At 35.6% G+C, this 19,095-nt stretch carries 18 protein-coding genes; 17 read left to right on the top strand and 1 reads right to left on the bottom strand.

What is annotated here, in order from left to right:
* Positions 1 to 92 precede the first annotated feature (92 nt).
* From hflX to ABNX05_RS08535, 11 genes are all read left to right on the top strand, one after another.
* Positions 93 to 1,379, top strand: a complete 1,287-nt coding sequence (gene hflX / locus ABNX05_RS08585; RefSeq protein WP_349659328.1) for a GTPase HflX — start codon at positions 93 to 95, stop codon at positions 1,377 to 1,379.
* A gap of 408 nt (positions 1,380 to 1,787) precedes the next feature.
* Positions 1,788 to 3,275: a peptide MFS transporter gene (locus ABNX05_RS08580; protein ID WP_349659327.1), complete on the top strand. Its 1,488-nt coding sequence runs from the start codon at positions 1,788 to 1,790 to the stop codon at positions 3,273 to 3,275.
* Between the two features lie 193 nt (positions 3,276 to 3,468).
* Positions 3,469 to 4,614, top strand: a complete 1,146-nt coding sequence (locus ABNX05_RS08575; protein ID WP_349659326.1) for a M20 peptidase aminoacylase family protein — start codon at positions 3,469 to 3,471, stop codon at positions 4,612 to 4,614.
* The gene (locus ABNX05_RS08570) at positions 4,614 to 5,438 is read left to right on the top strand and encodes a GNAT family N-acetyltransferase (RefSeq protein WP_349659325.1); all 825 of its coding nucleotides are present in this window, start codon (positions 4,614 to 4,616) and stop codon (positions 5,436 to 5,438) included. Before ABNX05_RS08575 ends, ABNX05_RS08570 begins: the two co-directional genes overlap by 1 nt.
* Before the next feature lie 22 nt (positions 5,439 to 5,460).
* Entirely contained in the window at positions 5,461 to 6,564 is a 1,104-nt protein-coding gene (menC, locus tag ABNX05_RS08565) for an o-succinylbenzoate synthase (protein ID WP_349659324.1), read from the top strand.
* A 65-nt stretch (positions 6,565 to 6,629) separates the two neighbouring features.
* Positions 6,630 to 7,682 (top strand): YkvI family membrane protein, encoded by a 1,053-nt coding sequence (locus ABNX05_RS08560; RefSeq protein WP_349659323.1) that lies wholly within the window; start codon positions 6,630 to 6,632, stop codon positions 7,680 to 7,682.
* A 412-nt stretch (positions 7,683 to 8,094) separates the two neighbouring features.
* The gene (locus ABNX05_RS08555) at positions 8,095 to 9,045 is read left to right on the top strand and encodes an ABC transporter permease (protein ID WP_349659322.1); all 951 of its coding nucleotides are present in this window, start codon (positions 8,095 to 8,097) and stop codon (positions 9,043 to 9,045) included.
* Positions 9,038 to 9,991: an iron chelate uptake ABC transporter family permease subunit gene (locus ABNX05_RS08550; RefSeq protein ID WP_349659321.1), complete on the top strand. Its 954-nt coding sequence runs from the start codon at positions 9,038 to 9,040 to the stop codon at positions 9,989 to 9,991. The genes ABNX05_RS08555 and ABNX05_RS08550 overlap by 8 nt, the downstream gene beginning before the upstream one ends.
* Positions 9,988 to 10,749 (top strand): iron ABC transporter ATP-binding protein, encoded by a 762-nt coding sequence (locus tag ABNX05_RS08545; RefSeq protein ID WP_349659320.1) that lies wholly within the window; start codon positions 9,988 to 9,990, stop codon positions 10,747 to 10,749. Before ABNX05_RS08550 ends, ABNX05_RS08545 begins: the two co-directional genes overlap by 4 nt.
* Positions 10,750 to 10,812: 63 nt before the next feature.
* The gene (locus tag ABNX05_RS08540; RefSeq protein WP_349659319.1) at positions 10,813 to 11,823 is read left to right on the top strand and encodes a siderophore ABC transporter substrate-binding protein; all 1,011 of its coding nucleotides are present in this window, start codon (positions 10,813 to 10,815) and stop codon (positions 11,821 to 11,823) included.
* Position 11,824: 1 nt separating this feature from the next.
* Complete coding sequence (locus tag ABNX05_RS08535; RefSeq protein WP_079562489.1) at positions 11,825 to 12,139, top strand: antibiotic biosynthesis monooxygenase family protein; 315 nt, start codon at positions 11,825 to 11,827, stop codon at positions 12,137 to 12,139.
* A 255-nt stretch (positions 12,140 to 12,394) separates the two neighbouring features.
* On the opposite strand, the gene ABNX05_RS08530 is transcribed toward ABNX05_RS08535, so the two are convergent.
* Positions 12,395 to 13,012 carry a hypothetical protein gene (locus tag ABNX05_RS08530; protein ID WP_349659318.1) on the bottom strand — a complete coding sequence of 206 codons (618 nt, stop codon included), beginning with the start codon at positions 13,010 to 13,012 and terminating at the stop codon, positions 12,395 to 12,397.
* A 400-nt stretch (positions 13,013 to 13,412) separates the two neighbouring features.
* On the opposite strand from ABNX05_RS08530, the gene ABNX05_RS08525 reads away from it, so the two are divergent.
* The 6 genes from ABNX05_RS08525 to ABNX05_RS08500 all read left to right on the top strand — a co-directional run bounded on the left by ABNX05_RS08525 (position 13,413) and on the right by ABNX05_RS08500 (position 18,870).
* A complete protein-coding gene (locus ABNX05_RS08525; RefSeq protein WP_349659317.1) occupies positions 13,413 to 14,315 on the top strand; it encodes a polyprenyl synthetase family protein in 903 nt (300 codons plus the stop codon).
* Positions 14,316 to 14,327: 12 nt separating this feature from the next.
* Complete coding sequence (comX, locus tag ABNX05_RS08520) at positions 14,328 to 14,486, top strand: competence pheromone ComX (protein ID WP_349659316.1); 159 nt, start codon at positions 14,328 to 14,330, stop codon at positions 14,484 to 14,486.
* A gap of 83 nt (positions 14,487 to 14,569) precedes the next feature.
* The gene (locus tag ABNX05_RS08515; RefSeq protein ID WP_349659509.1) at positions 14,570 to 16,783 is read left to right on the top strand and encodes a sensor histidine kinase; all 2,214 of its coding nucleotides are present in this window, start codon (positions 14,570 to 14,572) and stop codon (positions 16,781 to 16,783) included.
* Positions 16,767 to 17,381, top strand: coding sequence for a response regulator transcription factor (locus tag ABNX05_RS08510; protein ID WP_349659508.1), 615 nt, complete (start codon positions 16,767 to 16,769; stop codon positions 17,379 to 17,381). Before ABNX05_RS08515 ends, ABNX05_RS08510 begins: the two co-directional genes overlap by 17 nt.
* A 431-nt stretch (positions 17,382 to 17,812) precedes the next feature.
* Positions 17,813 to 18,712: a hypothetical protein gene (locus ABNX05_RS08505; RefSeq protein WP_349659315.1), complete on the top strand. Its 900-nt coding sequence runs from the start codon at positions 17,813 to 17,815 to the stop codon at positions 18,710 to 18,712.
* Positions 18,713 to 18,741: 29 nt separating this feature from the next.
* Entirely contained in the window at positions 18,742 to 18,870 is a 129-nt protein-coding gene (locus tag ABNX05_RS08500) for a hypothetical protein (protein WP_349659519.1), read from the top strand.
* Positions 18,871 to 19,095 lie beyond the last annotated feature (225 nt).

Genomic DNA, 19,095 nt, shown 5'->3' with positions numbered 1-19,095 from the left:
ATAACTACTAAACAACACGAATTTGGACATTATATGGTAAGATGAAGAAAATTTGTCGTAGTAGCATCAAGGCATTGGTGGGAGGTTTGTGGATGGATAGAATTAAAGAAGTAGATATATTGGTGGAAAAAGCTATTTTAGTTGGCGTAAATTTACGGAATGATGAGCATTTTGATTATTCAATGGAGGAGCTAAAAAATTTAGCTGAAGCTTTAAATGTTGAAGTAGCTGGCATAGTCACACAAAATTTAGAGCGAGTTACGCCATCTCATTATGTTGGAACAGGGAAAATTGAAGAAATAAAAAACTTTTATGATGAAGTACAGGCGAATTTAGTAATTTTTAATGATGAATTATCTCCTTCGCAAATCCGTAATCTAGAGCGCGATTTAGAAACAAAGGTTATTGATAGAACGATGTTGATTTTAGATATTTTTGGACGTCGTGCTAAAACAAGTGAAGCCCAGCTGCAAGTCGAGTTAGCGCAATTGCAATATATGTTACCTCGTTTGGTTGGTTTGCATGCTTCTCTCAGTCGTCAAGGTGGCGGTACTGGAGGTGGCTTTAAAAACCGTGGTGCCGGTGAGACAAAGCTCGAGCTAGACCGTCGTAAAATTGAGGATCAAATTGCGAAAATTAAGAAGGACCTAGAGCATGTGAAGGAGCAACGAGAGACGCAGCGTAAACAACGACGTAAAAATGCCGTCCCTGTCGTTTCCATTGTTGGCTATACGAACGCTGGTAAGTCAACCATTATGAATCAGCTACTTACGAAAATAGGGCAGGAAGATCATAAACAAGTGTTTGAAAAGGATATGCTTTTTGCCACACTTGAAACATCTGTCCGTCAAATAGAATTACCTGATAAGAAGACATTTTTATTAACAGATACAGTTGGTTTCGTTAGCAAATTACCGCATCATCTAGTGAAGGCATTCCGCTCAACTCTAGAAGAGGCTCGTGATGCCGACTTATTACTACATGTTGTGGATGTTTCCAATTCTGAGCACGGCTTTATGATGGAAGTAACAAATGAAACGCTTAAAGCAGTTGGCGTTGAAGGGATTCCAACAATTTATGTGTATAATAAAGCTGATATAGCCAACGTTCCATACCCTGTGATCAGTGGTGATAATATTTGGATTTCAGCGAAGGAAGGGACTGGATTAGAGGAATTATTGCAAATGATACGTCAGCATATTTTCTCTGATTATATAACATGTAAAATGCTCATTCCGTATGAGCAGGGAAATATCGTATCTTATTTAAATGAACATGCCTCTGTCTATGAAACAGCCTATGAAGAAAATGGCACGCTGTTAACAATAGAGGCAAAAGAAGCGGATTACGCAAAATTCCAACAATATGTAATTAATTAATCACAGACATGTTCTAAAAACATGTTAGAAGCACTCTTCGTGTTTCTAACGTGTTTTTTTGTTGCAAAAGATAAAGCGAATTTATATCATTGTGGATTAAATTCTAGATAATACTAGCTTATTTGTAAATAAAGTAAATAATCTGATTATAAAATATTTTAGAATAATTTTGTAGAAGTTTATAAATTAGTAGATATTAAAGAGTAAGAAAACTCAGTAATATCAATAGGTTTGCTATAAATATAGCAAAATGAGTCTGAATTTAAAGAAAAGGTGTAAAATTCCAACATTTTTTAAAACTCTTGAAAAAGTTTTTAAAACGCTTTAGTATGATGAAATAAAGTTTTTATCCTTACTTTTGGGTAATAATATTATCATTGAATAATGAAATCGGGAGAGGATATTTTTATGTCTACTAAAGATGAAATTGTAAAATCCGTCCCTCAAAATGGCTTTGTCGGACACCCTAAAGGGCTCTTTACATTATTTTTCACTGAATTTTGGGAACGATTCTCATACTACGGTATGCGAGCAATTCTGATTTTCTTTATGTATTATGAATTGCATGAAGGTGGCTTAGGCCTAGATCGTGGGCTAGCGAACTCAATTATGGCTATCTACGGATCATTGGTTTACATGTCAGGGATTATCGGTGGTTGGATTGCTGACCGAATACTAGGTACACGTAGAACCATTTTTTATGGCGGCGTGTTCATTATGTTTGGACATTTCCTGCTAGCGTTACCTGGTGGCGCTAGCATTTTATTTGTTTCAATGTTCTTTATTGTTATTGGGACAGGCTTATTAAAACCGAACGTTTCAAGCATTGTCGGAGATATGTATGCTGATACAGATAGTCGTCGTGATGCAGGTTTTTCAATTTTCTATATGAGCATTAACATGGGATCATTCCTTGCACCATTAATTGTCGGAACAATTGGACAACAGTATAATTTCCACCTAGGCTTTGGTGTAGCGGGGATCGGAATGTTAGTTGGTTTAATTATTTTTAAATTAACAGGGAAAAAATATTTAGGGTTAGCAGGTTTACAGGTAAACAACCCGCTACTGCCTGAAGAACGGAAAAAAGTCTTTACACGATTTGGGATTTTAGCGCTACTTATTATTATTGCTGGGGCAATTGGTATTAAAACTGGCGTACTAACAGTGAATGTTTTTGGTTTAATTATTACGGCGCTAGGTATTGTAATTCCAACGTTGTACTTTATTTATATGTATCGCAGTGAGAAAACAACGAAGGACGAGAAGTCTCGCGTGCTGGCTTATATTCCTTTGTTTTTATCGGCTGTAATGTTTTGGGCAATCCAAGAACAAGGGGCGACTATTTTAGCAACGTATGCAGATAGTCGTACACGATTGGATATTGGTAGTTTTCATATCCCATCTTCTTGGTTCCAATCGTTAAACCCTTTATTCGTCGTTACAATGGCTCCGTTATTTGCCATGTTATGGATGAAGTGGGGAGATAAGCAACCATCTACACCGCGTAAATTCGCATATGCATTATTCTTTGCAGGATTGTCATTCTTAGTGATGATGCTTCCAGCGTATTTATCTGGTGGTACAGATTTAGTAAGTCCATTGTGGTTAGTATTATCATTCTTTTTAGTTGTAGTTGGGGAGTTATTATTATCGCCAGTAGGGTTGTCAGTTACTACAAAATTGGCTCCAAAGGCTTTTGCTGCACAGACGATGTCTCTTTGGTTTTTAACAAGCGCAGCAGCGCAAGCGATCAACGCACAACTTGTAAAAGTCTATGAAGTGGTAAGTGAATTCACATACTTCGGTTTCTTAGGCTCATTAGCAATTGTTTTCGGGATCATAATATTAGTGCTATCGCCAATTATTTCAAAAGCTATGCGAGGTATTAATTAATCAAAAAATGCAAGTACAGTTATTCAAATAACTGTGCTTGCATTTTTTTTTGTATAAAGAATATTTTGTTGATAATCTGCTCATCACATAACGTGTGGTTAAATGGCTGGATGCGGGACGTTTTAGAGTAGAAAAGTTATTATTTTCATTTATAATAATCTTAATAGTATGATAATTTAAGGGGTTGGATGCTATGAAGGAAGCTTTGAGTCGTTTGAGGCCAAGATTAATGGAGATTTTCACGTACTTGCACGCGAATCCAGAAATAAGTTGGCATGAGGTAGAAACAACAAATTATATTTTCGATTTACTAACTCGTGAAGGTTTTTCACCAATACGCTTTAAAAACAGTACAGGGCTTTATGTTGATGTAGGGAATGGTCAACCTAAAGTCGGTTTACGTACGGACATGGATGCGTTATGGCAGGAAGTAGATGGTGAATTTCGTGCGAATCACTCCTGTGGCCATGACGGACATATGACGATGGCAATCGGTGCCCTCTTACTTTTGAAAGAGCTTGCTCCATCATTCAACGGTACAATTCGTGTAATTTTTCAACCAGCGGAAGAGAAAGGAACAGGCGCTTTCTCTGTTTTAAAAGAAGGAGTCATTGATGATTTAGACTTTTTATTTGGTGTCCATGTAAGACCTGTCCAAGAGCTTGAAGACGGTACATATTGTGCCGCGTTGCACCATGGAGCTTCTCGATTATTAGAAGGAGAAATCATTGGAGAAGATGCCCATGCTGCTAGACCGCATCTTGGCGTGAATGCCATTGAAGTAGGAGCAACTATTATTGAAGATTTACGAACCATTCATACAGATCCGATGGTTCCTGTATCAATTAAGATGACTAAATTTCATGCAGGAGGAGAATCCGGCAATATTATTCCTGGGAGTGCAGCGTTCACCATTGATATACGAGCTCAACAAAATGATGTGATGGATGCACTAGTACAGGGAGTAAAAAGGGTTATTGATTCTTCCAAGCTGTTGCATAAAGTACAGATTGAATTACGTACAGTGGCAAATATAGTAGCTGCTGAGGTAGACTCAACCGCTCAATCTCTTATGGAGAAAGCAATCGTGCAAGCAACAGGGGTGTCAAATTTAAGAAGGCCAATTCATACACCTGGAGGAGAAGATTTTCATCATTATGCTGTCCAACGCCCACATATAAAATCTACGATGTTAGGTTTAGGCTGTGGACTAGCACCAGGACTACATCATCCGAAGATGAAATTTAAGCAGGCAAGGCTAGTAACTGGAGTTGAAATTCTTACAAGAGCGGTATTGTTAGCGTTGGAGTCAGGGAATACAAAGGAGGGGTCAGCATAATGTTAGAGAGAGTGCGTATTCAAAAAGTAATGACACCTACAGAGGTTGCAGAAGTGCAAATTTTAAACGAAAGTATTTGGGGGAGTCAGGCTATTCCCTCTCATCAATTGTTAGCGGCTGTACAAAATGGTGGATTAGTACTTGGGGCGTATTTAGACGACAAGCTGATCGGCTTTAACTACTGCTTTGTTGGCTATGGACATGGAAAAATGTATTTACACTCACACATGATTGGCGTGGAGAAAACATATCGTGAACAAGGTGTAGGTGAATTATTAAAGCATGCCCAGCAGGAATATGCAAAAGAATATGGGTTTCAGCTTGTGATTTGGCTATTTGATCCACTAGAAGCATGTATGGCTAATTTATCGTTTTTGAAGCTCAATTCCTTTAGTCTTCAGTATGAAAATGATTATTATGGTCCGCTCAAGGATGATTTTAACGATGGGCTACCTTCGGATCGAATTGTCGTAGAATGGTGGATCGAACGCGATCGAGTAGATGATTCCTTAGATGAACTAGAAGAGGGAGCCGAAGAAATTGTACCGTGGTCTTTAACGGTAGATGGCTTACCAGTGCTCGATATTGAAGGTGAATTTCAGCGAGAGCAATTATTTTATAAGGACGCTTATTTATTGCCCATACCTCAATATTTACAAAAGATGAAAGTGGATAGTCCTGAGCTTGCAGAAGACTGGCGTTATAAAGTTCGTACTATTTTAACGACATTATTTGAACAAGATTATGCAATCGTTCGAATGAAAAAGCACAAGGAATATGTCCATAGCTATCTATTAGTCAGACGCTCCTTATTAGCTTTATAATAAGGATAAGGAGTGAAATCTTGTGAAATTAGAACAGATTACAGTTAGACATATGAAAATGCCAATGAAATCTCCGTTTACAACGAGTTTTGGCACAATTGATGAAAAGGAATTTTTACTTATAGAAGCGATAGATCAATCAGGAACTGTAGGATGGGGAGAAGCTGTTGCCTTTGTAGCGCCTTGGTATACAGAGGAGACATTAAAAACAACATGGCATATGCTTGAAGACTTCTTGATACCTATCTTGTTACATAAAGAGGTTGGGCATCCAGATGAAGTTAGTGCTTTGTTTTCCTCTATTCGTCGTAACGGCATGGCGAAGTCCTCTATTGAAGGGGCTATATGGGACATTTATGCTCAACAAACGAAACAATCACTTGCAAAAGCATTAGGTGGACATAAGGAACAAATAGAGGTAGGCGTTAGCGTAGGTATTCAATCTTCCACCGAAGCATTAATAAAGCTATTAAAAAGCCATGTAAATAAAGGCTATAAACGAGTAAAAGTGAAAATTAAGCCTGGTCACGATGTAGAAGTTATTCGTGCTATACGAGCTGAAATGCCCGATCTGCCATTAATGGTAGATGCTAATTCAGCCTATACATTGAACGATATGGATGTATTGCAGCAACTTGACGCATTTAATCTATTAATGATTGAGCAACCTTTAGCTGTAGATGATATTGTCGATCATGCTAAGCTACAGCGAAAAATAAAAACACCTATTTGTTTAGATGAAAGCATCACTTCCTATGAAGATGCTCGAAAAGCGATAGAGCTTGGTAGTTGTGGTGTTATCAATATTAAAATAGGACGTGTAGGCGGTTTAACAGAAGCGAGAAGAATTCATGATTTATGTAAGGAAAATAAAATTCCTGTTTGGTGTGGTGGCATGCTAGAGGCAGGAATCGGACGAGCGCATAATATTGCATTAACATCGCTCACTAATTTTGTGCTACCAGGGGATACTGCAGGCTCTAGTCATTATTGGTATGAGGATATCATTACACCTGAAGTAATTGTAGAGGATGGTTATATTCGTGTGCCACAAACAATTGGTATTGGATATACACCTAATTTGAAGGTAATCGATAAGCTAACAATCAGCAGAAAGGTCTATTAATAGTAGGATCATCACCACACTTTGGTGATGATCCCGATAATAAGGATAAACAGGGAGAGAACTGATTGAAAAAAAGTTTGCAAATCGGTGGTGCCTATGTAGGAATTATCGTCGGTGCGGGATTTGCATCAGGACAGGAAATCGTACTTTATTTTACAAGCTATGGCTTTCATGGGGTATATGGTGCACTTATTGCGACATTTGGATTTGCTTTAGTAGGAATGTGCCTTGCACAAATTAGCTCAAGATTACGTACGACATCGCACAAGGATTTAATTTATCAAATATCAGGTAATACTGTAGGCTTTGTGATGGATTATTTACTGTCCCTTTTCTTATTCGGTGTAGCAGTAATCATGTTTGCAGGAGCAGGTGCTACGTTTCATCAAATGTTTGGACTGCCGGTTTGGCTAGGGAGCATTTGTATGATTGTACTGACTATAGCGACGGTTATGATGAATGTGAAGAGTATTATAAACATTATTGCTATTGCTACACCCTATCTGCTAGCAATTGTCTCGATCATAGCTGTCTATTCAATAGCTACGATGGATTTGACCTTTGTCGAACAAGCTGTTATCGCACAACAAGCACAAGTGAGTACTAAAAGCTGGTGGACTACAGCTTTACTGTATACGTCTTTTAATATCGGTGTGTGTTTTTCTCTTTTAACTGTTATGTGTGGATCTATTCGCAATGAGAAGGTGGCGGGGATGGGAGGCATTATTGGTGGGGTTTTGCTCGGAGCTTTAATTCTTCTTATTAACCTATCCCTTCTTGCCAAAATGAATGTAATCGTTGGCCTAGATATACCGATGCTAGCTTTAGCAAATGAAATTCATCCTCTAGTCGGTCTGTTGATGTCTTTTTCCTTATTAGGGATGATTTATAATACAGCGGTAGGGATGTTCTATTCATTTATGGTAAGGTTTTTTAAACCTAATAAGGCTAGTTTTAAGGTTACTGCCTTTTTTATCGGCGCATTGGGCTTTTTAGCAAGTCTCGCTGGCTTTACAACGCTTGTAGCCAAGCTATATGCAGTGATGGGGTATGTAGGTTTTATATTAATCATTTTAATTGTTTTTGCGTGGCTCAAAGGCGTTCGACGAATAGCATAATTTCTTTCAGCGAATGTTTTATGTAGCAAAAGCAATAACAACACACGACTGAGTGACCAACATCATGTTGTTGTTGTTGTCGCTTCGCTTTCGCACAAAAGACATTTATTGGCCCAAAGCCTCCGGACGCAATTATCAATTGATTTAAAAGGTGATTGAGAAAAAATTAGTATTTTATTCTCAATTACCTTTTTATTGTGACGAAAAAGTAGAGATATTTAACTTTGAGGAACCAAATAAATAAGAATTCCGTTAAGAAAGCTCGTGTTATTAAAGATTCTCAAATAAAACGAGAATAATTCTCAATGGAAGGTTGACTGAGAATGGAAACGAGCTTATAATGAGAATCGTGAGTAATGATAATCATTTTCAATGATTATTACGAGCAAAAATGAATCTACCGGGGATTACAATGAAAAAAAGATATCTTTTAACAGCAACTGTTGTGTTGTCTATAGTTTCACTATTTATCGGAGTAGTTGATATTAAACCGAGTGATCTATTAGACTTCGAATCAGAAGAAACTAGACTATTTATTATTAGTCGTATACCGAGACTTGTAGCAATTTTGTTAGCAGGTGCAGGTATGAGTATTGCTGGTTTAATTATGCAAAGCTTAAGTAGGAATAAGTTCGTGTCACCAACGACAGCAGGTACATTAGATGCTACGAAGTTGGGGGTTCTAATTTCGATGATGTTTTTCGCAAACGTCACGTATTTTCAAAAAATTTCCTTCGCTTTCCTATTTGCTTTAGCCGGCACATTATTGTTTATGCAAATATTAAATCGAATCAAGTTTAAAGATGCGATCTTTATACCACTTATTGGCTTAATGTTTGGGAATATCCTTTCTTCAATTACAACTTTCTTTGCGTATAAGGCGGATATTATCCAAAACATTTCTGCGTGGTTACAAGGAGATTTCTCATTAATGATGAAAGGTCGTTATGAGCTTTTATACATAAGTGTACCCGTGCTTATATTAGCTTACATTTATGCGAACCGCTTTACAGTGGCAGGAATGGGGGAGGATTTTGCAAAAAATCTTGGTCTTTCCTATAAATTCATTGTGAATCTAGGTTTAGTGTTAGTAGCACTTATTTCGACAACGGTAGTACTGACAGTTGGTGTGATACCGTTTCTAGGTTTAATCATTCCAAATATAATTTCGCTGTTCAAAGGGGATAATCTTGCTAAGACATTGCCTCATACCGCACTACTAGGAATGTCGTTCTTGTTATTCTGCGACATTATAGGGCGTGTACTGATTTTCCCTTATGAAATTCCGATTAGTATGACTGTCGGTGTCATCGGAAGTGCAATCTTCCTAATTATGTTATTTAGGGGGAAAGCATATGCGTAACCGTACAAAAATGTTGATCTTACTAGGTTTGGCTGTAGCATCTATTTTACTGTATGTATTTTATGAACTTAATGGTAACTTTCATTATGCGTTCCCACGTCGTCTCATTAAAGTGTTTGCAATGTCGTTAACCGGAATTGCGATTGCTTATTCGACGGTGGTTTTCCAAACGATTACACATAACCGTATTTTAACGCCAAGTGTAATGGGACTTGATGCATTATATATGATGGTTCAAACGTTCATCTTTTACTTTTTTGGCTCTATGTCGATATTCGTCATTAATGCCAAATACAATTTCTTACTAGCTGTTTCAGCTATGGTTATCTTTGCGTTAATTTTTTATCGCGTATTGTTCAAGGAAGGTAAGCGTCCGATTTATTTCTTACTGCTTGTCGGTATGATTGTCGGAACGTTTTTAGGAAGCGTAACTACGTTCTTCCAAGTTTTAATAGATCCGAATGAATTTTTAAGTTTACAAAGTAAAATGTTTGCAAGCTTCAACAATGTGAATTCGGATTTAGTATGGCTTGCAGCTGTTGCCATCATCATCACCTTTATTTATGGCTGGCGTCATATGAACCAACTAGATGTAATGTCTCTTGGTCGGGATACAGCCATAAACCTAGGGGTACCATATGATAAGCTTGTACAGCGTATGCTCATATTATCTTCGGTGTTAATAGCCGTGTCTACAGCTCTAGTTGGGCCTATTACGTTCTTTGGCTTAATCGTAGCAAATTTATCGTATCAATATTTTAAGACGTACAAGCACTCTGTGATCATCATAGGTTCTTGTGTAATGAGTATTGTAGCTTTAGTCGGTGGACAGTGGATGGTCGAACGTATATTTAACTTCGATACAACCCTGAGCGTTATTATAAACTTCGTAGGTGGCGTATACTTCATCTACTTATTATTGAAGGAAAGTAGGTCAGCAGGATGATCCAAGTAAAAGAACTCTCCAAGTACTTTGGGAAAAAACCGGTCATTCAAGATGTCAGTGTCGACGTTGTACCAGGGAAAATAACATCTTTTATTGGACCAAATGGTGCAGGTAAATCAACATTGCTTTCAATGGTAAGCCGTTTACTTAATGCAGATACTGGAGAAGTATTACTCGACAAGTCTGATGTACGTCGTTGGAAATCAGATGACTTTGCAAAGCGAGTATCTATTTTAAAGCAGTCGAACTATATGAATGTACGCTTAACAATTCGTGAGCTTGTTTCATTCGGGCGATTCCCTTATTCAAAAGGTAATTTAAAGCCGGAGGATGAACTAAAAGTAGATGAAGCAATTCAATATATGAATTTAGAGGATATTCAACACAATTATTTGGATGAATTATCCGGCGGTCAACGTCAACGTGCATTTATCGCAATGGTTATTGCACAGGATACAGACTATATTTTGCTTGATGAGCCGCTCAACAATTTAGACATGAAGCACTCTGTGCAAATCATGAAAATTTTGCGTAAGCTCGTGGATGAGTTAGGAAAAACGGTTGTCATCGTATTACACGATATTAACTTTGCTTCCGTTTACTCTGATCATATTGTTGCATTAAAAAATGGTCGTGTTGTCAAAGATGGTCCAACAAATGACATTATCAACCCTGATGCACTTAAAGAAATCTACGATATGGATATTCCTGTTCAAGAACAAAATGGATGTCGCATTTGTGTGTATTTCAACTCTTAAAAATAGTAAAGATGGGATAACCATCTATTAACTATAAATTAAATTTAAAGGAGCAATTTTACAATGAAAAATTGGAAATTACTAACTGTATTAATGGCTATGATGCTATTAGTATTAGCTGCTTGTGGTTCTAAGGACGAAGCAAAAAAAGAAGAGAAAGATTCTTCAACTGATAACAAACCTTCTGAGACGCAAAAGGAAGAAGCTACAGCTTATCCAATTACAATTCCAGGTAGCACACAAGGTGAAAATACATTTAAAGAAGTAACTCTTGATAAAGTGCCAGAAAAAGTTGTTGTATTTGACTATGGTTTCCTTGATACTTTAGATGCTTTAGACGTTAAAGTTGCAGGTGTACCACAAAAATCAGTTCCAAAGTATTTAAGCAAATATGCTGATAAATCTTATGTAAATATTGGTGCTTTAAAAGAACCTGATTTTGAAGCAATCTCTGAAATGAACCCAGATATTATTTTCATCTCTGGTCGTCAAGCTGCAGCTTACGATGAGTTATCTAAAATTGCACCGACAGTATTCGTAGGTGTTGATGCAAAAGATTTCATGCCATCATTCAAAGCTAACGTTGAATTAGCTGGTAAGATCTTTGGTAAAGAGAAAGAAGCTGCTGATGCATTTGCTGCTTACGAAGCAAAAGTAGAGGAAGTTAAAGCGGCAACAGCTTCAGCTAAAGAAAAAGCTTTAATCGTACTAGGTTCTGAAGGTGCATTATCTGCATATGGTCCTGGTTCGCGTTTCGGTGTAATTCATGATGTTTATGGTGTAAAAGCTGCTGATGAAAAAATTGAAGCTTCTACACACGGTTCAAACGCATCATTTGAATATGTTCGTGATACAAACCCAGACGTTTTATTCGTAGTTGACCGTGATGCTGCTGTAACTCCAGATGGTGAGTCTGGTACAAAAGCTGCAATTGAAAACGAAATCGTTGGTGCTACTAACGCTGCGAAAAACGGTAAAATCTTCTATTTAGATCCACAAGTTTGGTATTTATCTGGTGGCGGTTTAACTTCTGAAACACAAAAAGCTGATGACATTTTAAAGGCGTTTAAATAATATGTTTGTACAAATTAAACGTATTGTCGTTACGGAAGGGAATTCCGATAAAGTAGTTGAACGTTTTGGTGCTAAAAAAGATGGTCCAACATTACTTGAACAACAGCCAGGCTTTATTGATAAGCAAGTACTTTTGAAAAAAGTACGACGTGGTGATGAAGAAGTGTTAATTGTGGTTCGATGGGAATCAGAAGAAGCATGGAAAAATTGGGAGAAGAGCCCGGAGCATATTGCTGGTCATAAAGCAAATGCTGGTAAACCGAAGCCTGATCACATCATCGAAAGCGGACAAGAAGTTTATTATGTAAAAGGTTAATAATTTAGAGGTGTCTCAAAGTCCATTTGAGGCACCTTTTTTTATACGAATACGTACGGTCTCGTAGAAAAAACAATAGATAGGCAAAGTGACAGAGAGCGAAGGAAAGAATGGCTAGCGAGATTGAAAGAAGTCAGAGTGGCGAATAGAAAAATTAAGTGATGAATAGAAGCATTGAAATGACACATAAAACGTTATTAAGGAAGAAGGGAGGCACAAATTTATAACCGTGCCATCCCAATGTAGTTTTGTTTCTTAATGCTTAATGGACGCTTTATTCCATGCATTAAATGCTGTCGTAATATTAAAAGAAATACCATTATCACTAATGGAGACCTCGGTAAAATGTTTGGGTGCATAATTAGCTTCCTTTACAGCAGTATTATTTTTCCCTAAAGAGGACATTTCTATTTCTGAATTATAGAGATAAACAGGTAAGCCGACAGCGGCATTTCTATTATAAATGCTAGAGCAATTGCCTCTAGCATTTATAATACAAAAGCTTGGAAACGTATAGATTATAGGTGTATGTATGTTTAATCCAGAGGTAAATGGACTTACTAAAGGTGCTATAGATTGATTTTCTTCAGATACTCTTTTAATTCCATATTGTTCAATAAAAGCGTCTAGCTTTTGCTGAAAAGTATCCTCAAATCCAGGAATATTGCAAATAAAATTTGAAAATGTAGATTTGCTTTTATACTCTGCCAATGTTTCTTTATAAGCCTGTTGCTCGGCTTCAACAATTATTTGCTCTATACATTGCTGTTCTTTCGAAGGTTTTTTAATCGTGATTTCCTCTTCAGAAACAGAAATTGTACAGGAGAAATTAGCTGTAAGTATTAAAACATTTTCATTTACGTCATTTTTCATTTCAATCACTCCCTGTGTTTCGAGTATTTCCCTGTTAATAGATTTAAATGATTCCTAGCTGGCCATCTTGATAACTTAAGAGATTTTTATTCAGTACATTGCATACGGTCTCAATTCTATTTTCTAATATTTGACGATGAAGCTTTTAACTTGATTAAATCAAAATATTACGAACAGATGCGAATGATCTTAGCCTATTTAAGCGTATCATCGATAAGGACGCCATTTCAATGGTGGGTTTACGCCAAAAAATGGCGGTCAATAATATAATACCGCCATTTTTTGGCGGTATTTCCGTCATTATTATATGTAAAATATTCCCTAATAATTTTAATCTCTAGTATTATTTCCCATTAATCTGTATACTATTTGATAACATACTTGTGGGAGGAGAGGACTATTGCAGGAGCTTGACGAAAAAATTAATGAAACATTGGATATTCTAATTGAAAACGAGTTATTGATAGGTCATGAACTACGGTCGATGCTAAAGATTTTTAAGGAAGAAAAAAAGGCAGTTGGCTATTCATTTGGTAAGCTATGTTATTGGCATTACGAAGCATTTGTAGATTGTTTGAACGAGGACATCTATAAAGTTGCCGCAGCTATCGAACTTTTAATTTTATCGTTTGATATCATCGATGACTTGCAGGACAAGGATTCAGACTACAGTTGGACTAAAACACCTGAATTATCATTAAATGTTGCGTTAGCTATGCTAGTGATGGCTTCTAGAACTATACGTGAGACTTCCTTTGAACACAAAAGTGCAGCTATTCAAATACTTGATGATTATGCATTACGAAGTATAAATGGTCAGCAACTAGATTTACTTAATACTTGTAGGGATGAGCAATCCTATTTACAAATGATTGAACAAAAGTCAGGTTCTTTAACAGCAATGACTTGCTTAATTGGTGAAGTACTTGCAAAAGGCGAGACATCTTCTGATGTTAACGAGTATGGGAAATACATAGGTATTATCCAACAAATTAAAAACGATATTCAAAGTTTAAAAACGTGGGGATCTAAAAATGATTTGCTAAATAAAAGATACTCATTGCCTATTATTTATCTTTTATCACAGAAAAATGATGTTTCAAAGTCTGTTATAAGCTATTATAATGACAATATAGATGCATTTTTAGATAATAATGCTACGAAAAACGAGTTGACAAATGGTGGTGCGATACGTTATGCAATTACTATTAAAAATGTTTATAAGTTAAAAGCATTAAATGCTCTTGAAAATGTAGCTATAAATGAAGTATATACAGACTACCTAAAAAAACTAATGAAATGAGGAGGGATTAATATGATTAATGTAATTCAACATCTAGAAAAGAACCATGAACTAGTTACACTAATAAAAGAAGAAAAAGCCTCATTAATTGGAATTTCAGCTATGGAGCAAAAAGCAATACTTGACTCATTTGAAGAAATAGTATGCTTAGAAAACGTATTTTGGAACTGAAAATAATTAAACGTATATGGTTTCTACTTGCTATAAGTATTTACATATTGCTAGGTTCTTACCTACTATATGTCACTTACAGCATGAATTTTTTGACTATAGGTTTAAAAGAAGAAAATGGGGAATGGGTAGCAACTAATTCATACAATAAACAATTAGCGGATGGAAATCGAATTACTAAAGGAGATGTTGTTTTAAGTGTAGATAACATCCAAATAGAGAATGTCCCTAATGTAAAACATGATCATGTTTTACGTACGGCAAGCTCACTAACAATTATGAAGCCTAACGGACAAATAATTGATGTGAGGATTAGTAAATCAGATTTACAAGAGCAATTTTTTTATTATTTATTGGTAATACCATCCGGTTACTTTTTTTTAACATTGATTATTGTGTTTTACTTATATTTTAAACAAAAAAATACATCTCTTTTATGTTTGCTTATTTTATTTATGCTCACTGTTTCCATTGCTTATGTTAGCATCGGTGCATCCGGCGGCCTTAACAGTATAGGTGTAATCGTTAACCGGGGTAGCATGTTGCTATGCTTAGTGTTACTACTCCATTTTTTAAGAAATTATTATACATTTTTAAAAACAAACTGGTTGCGTTCTAACAATATAAAATTATTTTATATTCTTCCTGTGGTAGCAATGATACTAGGCGGTATGGGCATTATTTACCCTGCTATTAATAATTTACTTTCGAATATTGTACTAACGGTGTTCCTCATTTTCCTTATTATCATACTTAGTATTTTATTGCTAAGCTATTTCAAATATAAATCGCCTCAGTTAAAAGTTTTATTAATTAGTATAATGATTCCGTTTCTGCCATTCCTTTTTCTATATGCGCTCCCTAACATTTTATTTCATCAATCTATACTTTCAGCTGAAATTAGTGCTCTATTTTTATTGCTAATTCCGTTTAGTTTTATTTTTACACAGTTAGCAGAGCGGCTATTTGATATTGAATACCATATTACAAGACTTCGGTATTATATAATTTTTTCATTAATATTTACTGTATGGTTTATAGTTGGTTTGTATTGCATTGCCGGAAAATATTTAACTATACCTGTAATATCAGGTGTTTCTTTCTTTACTTTTACATCGTTAGTTGTCCTTTTTTACATAAAAGAGAAGGTAGATTATCGAAAGCGAAAAATTTTATTTTCGACAAAAGGGGATTATATACACCAGCTATACACTGCTGTCGATAGGATTGGTAAAACGATTAAAATAGATGAGCTTCTAGAGAAGTTTGCACAAGAGGTTTCATTACATCTTGAGCTAGAGAATGTATTTGTATTAACTTATAACTATGACACAAATCAATTTACTTCAACAGTTGAGGGAAGGCTTTCAACTAATCCAGCGCTAATAGAGGATTTAAAATTAGGAGAAATACGGAGAATCGACAAAGTCTACTTAGCCTTCCTCCATCAAGATGCTCATTATAAAAGAGCCTTAGTATTGGAACATAAAAATTCGATTCATTTAAAAGATGAAGAGCTTCTATGGCTTGAATTGCTTTTATTATATGTAAACAATTTTATTGAAAATACAAAGATGGTAGAAGAGCTGTTAGAGGAACTAAGGCATATGAGACAGGTAGATGATAGTCAATTACCTTGGTTAAGCAAATTATTATGGTTAAGATTTGAAGAGGAAAAATATCAATTAGCTCAAGAATTACATGATACCAATTTGCAAGAGCAGCTCCATATTGCCCGAGAGGTTGATGTCCTAGTCAATGCGAAAGATACAACTGATATTCAACAAAAACTTGATAAAATTCATCAACAGATGATTACGTCTTTACATGATTTAAGAGCATATTGCGAAAATTTAAAACCTCCATTATTAGATACATTAGGGCTAAACGCTGCGTTAGAAAAGTTAATTCGTAAAGTAATAGAAAGAGCTAGTTTTAAATTAATTTATACGATAGATCGCCTTTATTTAGAAGATGAGCGTATGAATTTAATGATTTATCGACTGTTTCAAGAATTACTCAACAATGCTTTAAAACATTCCTATGCAACAACAGTTGAAATACGTTTACAAGAAATGAACGATGGTTTTGAAATCATCTATAAGGATGATGGGGTAGGCTGTAATGTAGATGATATTATTGTCGGAGAGTCAATGGGAATTCAAGGTATGCAAGAGCGTGTAAAGGCCTTTAACGGGCAGTTTTACATCGATTCACAGGTTAATGAAGGGATGTTTATTAGAATTACAGTAAAAGAAGGAAGTGATACACTTGATTACGATGCTTATAGTGGATGACCACCCTATTGTGTTAGAGGGAACGAAAAATTTATTTCAAGAAAATGATGATATTATAGTTGATACAGAAAGTGATGCGACTCATGTCATACAGAGAATTAAAAACAAACCGTATGATATCTACTTAATTGATATAAATATGCCATTAGAGAATGGCATACATTTAGCACGCAACATTAAAGCTATCCAGTCAAATGCTTCAATTATCCTTTATACTGGTGATGATATTACTGATTATTATCCACTTATTTTAGAGCGGAAAATAGAAGGGATTTTAGCTAAAACAGCGTCTAAGGAGCAAATTTTACGAACTGTTCGAGCCATTGCAAATGGTGAGATTGTGTTACCTCAAAATTTCTTGGATTTTCTCGATAATAAATTTAAATTGCAGGATGCAAAACTTGATATACACTTAAATGAAAAAGAAAAGAAAATTTTAAGATTGATTGCAGAAGGACATACGAATAAAGCGATTGCTATAGAATTAAATATCCCTCAGCGAACAACTGAAAGATATTTAACGCAACTATTTTCTTTATTGAATGTAGATTCAAGGACTGACGCTGTGAATCTTGCAGAAAGAATGAATTTACTATAGATTGTCTGTATGTTACAATCATCCTCTCTGGTAGATTTTTCTATAAAAAGGGAGAGTTTAGGTGGTTTTAAAATACCATAATTTAATTTAGTTAATTATACCTAAACTATAAGTCTAAATATCTAAAATTTTCGTTTAATACCGCCAAATTTTGGCGGTATTTTTTGTATGTCCGCCAAATCACGCCAAGAATTGGGGCAAAGACCGCCAAAAAATTGGCGTAAATCCAACGTTGAAATATCGGTGTAAGTACTGGTACGCTTAAGTTAATCGTGGTTAAGTAGATTTGTTATAGTAAGTAATACGATAATATAAGATTTCGATAAAAGCCTAGTTATCTAAGAATAAAGTAGAGATTGTAGATTTTTTAAAAGTTACTAGCCAGTCAACATACTTCACCATAAAACTTTATATAAAGGTAGGCGTGTATTTTGAAAGTAGAACTTGAAAATTTATTTTCTATAGATGAATCTAGTCAAGATCAAGTCATTAAAGTTTATAATCGCTATGGTATTTTCGTCGGTGCGCCTGAAATAAGAAAGAGAAATTTAAAGGCATCATTTAATCCTATTTTCACATTAAATGATGATGTAACATACGAACATGTCGCGGCACTATATAAATCATTGGAACATGAATTAGGAATTGTTTCTATTGGGGAACGCTTTTACTTTGACTTTTCAGATAGCGAATATGAGCAAGCTTCATTGTTTACCTTAAATTCGGCAGGTAACTCCCCTGATATGTTTATAGATGATAAAGGAACTTTATTTTCTTTAAGTACCCATTGCCAACACTGTGGACTAATGGAAAAAGAACAACTTTCACCATTGGTGATAGATACTACGGAAATGAAAGATCGTCATCTAGTTCATGTGAGCGGATATTGGGTAGCTTCACAGGAATTAGCGACATTAATGAAACAAGAAGATATTAAAGGCTTTGAACTTTTAGAGGTTATTCATCAAGGACCGGGAGAAGGGAAGCGAAAAGCTTTTCAAATTATACCGACACAAGTATTGCCGGAATCTAGCACTGAAAGAGTTAAATTGTATTTTGCGACAGAGCAGCCTCCATGTCGTTGCGGATTAAGTGGGGTAATTAATGGTCCTGATACTTATCATCGCGAAGATTTAACCAATATAAAAAATGATATTTTCCTCTCGGCAGAATGGAGCCATGACGGAAGATATTTATACCGAAAAACTTTGTTCAGTAGAAAGTTTAGAGAACTAATTATTAAAAATAATATATCCCGTGAGGTAAGAGGAGAGAAGGATAGAAACTTTGGACCGAAGGATTGGTTATTCGATCCAGTGTTATTAAAATAATTCAAATCGAAAATGAGGATGTGTATATTTTGTTTAGAAAAATAATACCTATCGTTGCAATCTTATTTGTCGTTGCATTAGCTCTTTCAAATTATTTTAATAAAGCAGAAGGAAAATCCTTTGTCATACCACAAGAAAGAGGGAATACGGTAGGTTAGAAACCGGTCATTAAGGGTCAGTTGATTTCTAAATTATACAGCCCCTTAATGCGGGATAAAGTGAAACTTAAATCAGTGGGGAGGTTTACCCCGCTGATTATTAGTCTTCACCAATCGGGCATTTAGGGGCAGTTAATTATTTATAGTTTACAGCCCCTTAATGCGGGATAAAGTGAAACTTAAATCAGTGGGGAGGTTTACCCCGCTGATTATTAGTCTTCACCA

The organism is Lysinibacillus zambalensis (assembly GCF_040183165.1).
GTDB classification, from domain to species: domain Bacteria; phylum Bacillota; class Bacilli; order Bacillales_A; family Planococcaceae; genus Lysinibacillus; species Lysinibacillus zambalensis.
The sequence above is the reverse complement of the archived record's forward strand: the minus strand, read 5'-3'. Positions and strand labels throughout refer to the sequence as shown.

Excerpts from the sequence above, each read along its gene's own strand:
- hflX (WP_349659328.1), top strand. The coding sequence starts at position 93 with ATGGATAGAATTAAAGAAGTAGATATATTGGTGGAAAAAGCTATTTTA.
- ABNX05_RS08580 (WP_349659327.1), top strand. The coding sequence starts at position 1,788 with ATGTCTACTAAAGATGAAATTGTAAAATCCGTCCCTCAAAATGGCTTT.
- ABNX05_RS08575 (WP_349659326.1), top strand. The coding sequence starts at position 3,469 with ATGAAGGAAGCTTTGAGTCGTTTGAGGCCAAGATTAATGGAGATTTTC.
- ABNX05_RS08570 (WP_349659325.1), top strand. The coding sequence starts at position 4,614 with ATGTTAGAGAGAGTGCGTATTCAAAAAGTAATGACACCTACAGAGGTT.
- ABNX05_RS08555 (WP_349659322.1), top strand. The coding sequence starts at position 8,095 with ATGAAAAAAAGATATCTTTTAACAGCAACTGTTGTGTTGTCTATAGTT.
- ABNX05_RS08550 (WP_349659321.1), top strand. The coding sequence starts at position 9,038 with ATGCGTAACCGTACAAAAATGTTGATCTTACTAGGTTTGGCTGTAGCA.
- ABNX05_RS08545 (WP_349659320.1), top strand. The coding sequence starts at position 9,988 with ATGATCCAAGTAAAAGAACTCTCCAAGTACTTTGGGAAAAAACCGGTC.
- ABNX05_RS08540 (WP_349659319.1), top strand. The coding sequence starts at position 10,813 with ATGAAAAATTGGAAATTACTAACTGTATTAATGGCTATGATGCTATTA.
- ABNX05_RS08535 (WP_079562489.1), top strand. The coding sequence starts at position 11,825 with ATGTTTGTACAAATTAAACGTATTGTCGTTACGGAAGGGAATTCCGAT.
- ABNX05_RS08530 (WP_349659318.1), bottom strand. The coding sequence starts at position 13,012 with ATGAAAAATGACGTAAATGAAAATGTTTTAATACTTACAGCTAATTTC.
- comX (WP_349659316.1), top strand. The coding sequence starts at position 14,328 with ATGATTAATGTAATTCAACATCTAGAAAAGAACCATGAACTAGTTACA.
- ABNX05_RS08515 (WP_349659509.1), top strand. The coding sequence starts at position 14,570 with ATGAATTTTTTGACTATAGGTTTAAAAGAAGAAAATGGGGAATGGGTA.
- ABNX05_RS08510 (WP_349659508.1), top strand. The coding sequence starts at position 16,767 with ATGCTTATAGTGGATGACCACCCTATTGTGTTAGAGGGAACGAAAAAT.